Origin of the sequence: Pradoshia sp., assembly GCF_051873915.1 — a bacterium.
GTDB lineage: Bacteria > Bacillota > Bacilli > Bacillales > Pradoshiaceae > Pradoshia.
This window is the reverse complement of sequence record NZ_JBJEFJ010000023.1, coordinates 1-3,631: the sequence shown is the minus strand read 5'-3', so window position 1 is coordinate 3,631 and position 3,631 is coordinate 1. Positions and strand designations below refer to the sequence as shown.

At 38.3% G+C, this 3,631-nt stretch carries 3 protein-coding genes and 1 pseudogene; 1 reads left to right on the top strand and 3 read right to left on the bottom strand.

Features of this window, described 5'->3' with window-relative positions:
* Positions 1-385 precede the first annotated feature (385 nt).
* Together ACI35L_RS02205 and ACI35L_RS02200 are read right to left on the bottom strand one after the other, a co-directional pair.
* Positions 386-1,207, bottom strand: a complete 822-nt coding sequence (locus ACI35L_RS02205; protein ID WP_439802150.1) for a GNAT family N-acetyltransferase — start codon at positions 1,205-1,207, stop codon at positions 386-388.
* A 70-nt stretch (positions 1,208-1,277) separates the two neighbouring features.
* Positions 1,278-2,143, bottom strand: a pseudogene (locus tag ACI35L_RS02200) (GNAT family N-acetyltransferase).
* Positions 2,144-2,292: 149 nt separating this feature from the next.
* Between ACI35L_RS02200 and ACI35L_RS02195 the strand changes: the two are divergent.
* Positions 2,293-3,144 carry a DUF2785 domain-containing protein gene (locus tag ACI35L_RS02195; protein ID WP_439802149.1) on the top strand — a complete coding sequence of 284 codons (852 nt, stop codon included), beginning with the start codon at positions 2,293-2,295 and terminating at the stop codon, positions 3,142-3,144.
* 19 nt (positions 3,145-3,163) lie between these two features.
* On the opposite strand, the gene ACI35L_RS02190 is transcribed toward ACI35L_RS02195, so the two are convergent.
* Positions 3,164-3,631, bottom strand: a 468-nt coding sequence (locus ACI35L_RS02190) for a hypothetical protein (protein WP_439802148.1), incomplete at its 5' end; no start/stop codon positions are given.

Below are 3,631 nucleotides of genomic sequence, written 5' to 3'. Positions count from 1 at the left end.
TGTATAGAAATAAACTTCAATTCTCCGGTTTCTATAAAGGAAAAGGAATGACGAAGCTGTCTAAGAATGCGAGCATTTTCTTAGTATCTTGTGCTGTCCTTCTGCTTATTGCCGCTCCTTCCTTTGTCTAAAATCCAGCCTTCCATACAAGGAGATTCAGCTAATGAAAATGAAGAAAACGCCATTTGGATGATCAGTATGATAATAACAATCATCACTGCCTTAATGAATGTGAGCTCCAAAGAAACCGGGGGAAGTATATATGGCTTCCCCGTTGATATCGCTGAAACATATCGGAATCCAGGTATGTCACTACATGTATGGGGTTTCCTGCTCAATCTGGTCTTTTTCTATTTTATTCTTCAGCTTATTTCAAGGATATTCTTTAGAACCAAGGAATAAGCTTGGCACCGCATGCCTTTTCATAAAATTCAATCGGTCCAGCTTGTTCGATTACAGCATAAGCATAGCCTCTGTCAGCCATGTCCATTAAGCTGCGATGCAGCAATTCTTTTCCGACTGAATGTAAACGAATGTGGTTTGAGGTTCCCATTGGACCAAACATCCCTTTCTTCTCTACATCAAAGCAGGCAAAACCTATGATTTCCCCATTATATTCCGCAAGAAATACGGAAAGTTGACCGCTGGCAGGAAGATGATTTATCCGTTTGATCCAGCGGTCGCCAAATTCACTCTTAATGAACTGTTTCAACTCCGGAAGATCTGCATGCACTGCTCTCCGGATGGAATTCTTATACCCTATATGACTTTTGCTCTGATATTTTCCGAGATGAACAACCATATCCCTAGGCACACAAGCAATATCGATAATAGCTTCTTTCATTTCCTCGGTTAACCAATCATTTAAGCTTGAATCGGTTTCTAGAATGCTTTGAATGATATGGCCTTCATTTATAAGGGTTTGACGGTAGTACTGTCTTTTTTCGTCTGCTTTTTCTAAGACAAGTGATAAATTGGACTGGCTAGCCCTCCCCTTATCCTTTTCATCTTGCTCTTTCATGAAATTCAGAAATTGATTCCCTAATTGCTTATGTAAATAGACATGTAATTCCCCGCAAACGCCTGCAGCTTCCCTGCAAGCGGCGATGAACAAATGATGGGGTTCAATCACATCTTGATTATATTTAGCAGCTAATTGAAGAATTCGTTTGCTCCGTTCTGTTAAATGATAATGAGCTCGTTCCATTCCATTTGCCCCTATTCTTTTAAAATCATCAAATCAAAAATCAACCGTTATAGATACCAAAAAAGAGTCCTTATTTGTTCCCTTCTCGTTCATACACTTCAAGCAGTTTTTCTACAGAGATATTATTGATCGTCATTCCTGTTATGTCACTGTCCGTAATTTGTAAATTACTTAAGTTGCTGCTGCTAATCTTCGTTCCTTGAAGGTCACATCTTTCAAAAAAGAGCGGTTTCTCATCTTCCCCAAGATTTGTATCGATAAATTGGACGCCCGCTAACGTAACAAACCTCAGTTTGCTGTAGGATAGGTTTAAATCGGCATAAAATGAATGCTTTAAATTAATATTTTGAAACCTTGAGTGACTAAGATTACAGTTACTTATATGCATATTCATCAGGTTACTGTTCGTATATGAACTCCCTTCCATATTCACTTGATAATACTCGTTTTTTTCCATTTGGCAGCTTTCATATTGGGTTTTCGAAAGGACTTTATTTACAATTAGCTTCTCTTCTCCGGCCGCACTTCCTTTTCTCTTTATGTAGCAGTATTCATCCTCGGTTTTAAAGGTAGTCTCGTACCCCATCTTCTCGTAGAAATGATGATTGTTCACTTGTCTGCTGGAAGTCTCAAGATCCCAGGTTCTCACCCTTGGAAATTCCTCTTCTATTAATTCCATTACTCTTGAACCGATCTTTCTCCCCTGGTAAGCTGGATCAACGAATATGCGGTCTATCCTTCCAAAGGACTTTCCTGTTATCGTCACAATGATGCCGCCGACAATCACTTTGTTATATACTATTTTGTAATAAACTAATTCTTCCATCATATATCTAGTCATCTCAATGGAAGAATATCCAGGAGGTTGAATATTGTAATCTCGCATTTCTAGATTAACTGACCATCTCCTTGTTTCTTCATCAAAGGTTTTTTCATTATTTCTGTTAGCTTTTCAGCATCCCAAATAGCTGCTTTTTCAATCGAAATCAATAGTTTATCCACCCTTACTTAATATTTTTTTGAGCAAGTTGACTGCTTATTAAGCAGCACCATTCCAGAATTAACGATATGAAAAGGAGAAACCTATGAAGACACTTGCTGCCGTAACACCCCTTGAGGAGCAACAACTATACGAAGCATTAAAGCACTTTCAAGAGGAAGGAAGACTACCAAAACATATACATAAGAATGTGCTCATTAAATCTATGCTCACTCATATCGGTACACCGAACAGTGAGTTAAGAGACCAATTAATATACGGTTCTTTCTGTGAGCTAAGCCTGAATAACCAAATCGAGCATAAACTATATATCGAATTAGCTGAGTATGGTGTAAGTGATGCCTTCTTGTTTCATGGCATTGGCGAATGCGGGACAGATACCGTTTTTACGAGATCATTTACAACCCTATTACTCGCGCTCATCCTGTATAAAGATAATGAAGAGAATTTCTTGCCTCAAGGTATATTGGATAAGATTAAGGAAAATATGATTCTTTACATAAACGCTGAAAGGGATTTAAGAGGATTTGTCCCTAAGAAAGGCTGGGCACACAGTATTGCCCATGCTTCAGATGTTGTAGATGAACTCGCCAAAAGCAAAAAAATTGACCAGGAATCGAGATTGGCTCTATTACATTCACTTTTGGATAAAATCTATGTACATCAAAGCGTGTATGTACATGATGAAGACGAAAGAATCAGCAACGCCATCATTTCGTTCCTTCATAATGGAGTCAGCCCGGAAGAAGTAGCAGCGTTAGTTAGAGGAATGCCATCAAAGCTTCACGAAATAAAGAAACAAGTAGAAGAAGAAAACTATTGGTTCCTCTATGCTAACTGTAAGACCTTTTTGAAAAGCCTTTATTTCGCAATCAATGGGAGGGATGAACTGCCTACCTTGCAAAAGGAAATTGAAAGCTGCTTAGCTTCTCTCTAATAAACTTCAAAAAGAATCATTACTGTGCATGAAATTTGTCATATAGCTCGTCAAATCGTTTTTTCAGAAGGGTGATTTTTGATTCAGCTGATAGGATATCGAGCACATCATTATTCACGTATACTAAGTACTCTTCATTATAAAAACAAATATAGAGGGGCATATGTCCTCGCATAAGCTTCAAGAAATATCGGTAGATTTCCGATGCCCTCAGGCTATTCACCTGCGTATAAATGATATAGGCATCCAAATCTTCATTCCATCTCTTATGGTTTTTCCAGTTCGTGATAGTAACTATCTTTCCTAGCCCTAATCTTTCTCTACGAATGCCATCTGCCGTTTCATAGCCGGAGATGAAGAGACAAGCAAGGTTTTCGCCACTATCAAACATATGGTAAAAAACCTGCTTTAAGGTCCCTGGATTTTGCTGAAAATCTGACATCGAAAAACGGATTCTTTCTGAATCATCTACTTGAAAAAACGGTGT

Bases quoted from the DNA above. Each gene is read 5' to 3' on its own strand.
- ACI35L_RS02205 (WP_439802150.1), bottom strand. From the start codon at position 1,207: ATGGAACGAGCTCATTATCATTTAACAGAACGGAGCAAACGAATTCTT.
- ACI35L_RS02195 (WP_439802149.1), top strand. From the start codon at position 2,293: ATGAAGACACTTGCTGCCGTAACACCCCTTGAGGAGCAACAACTATAC.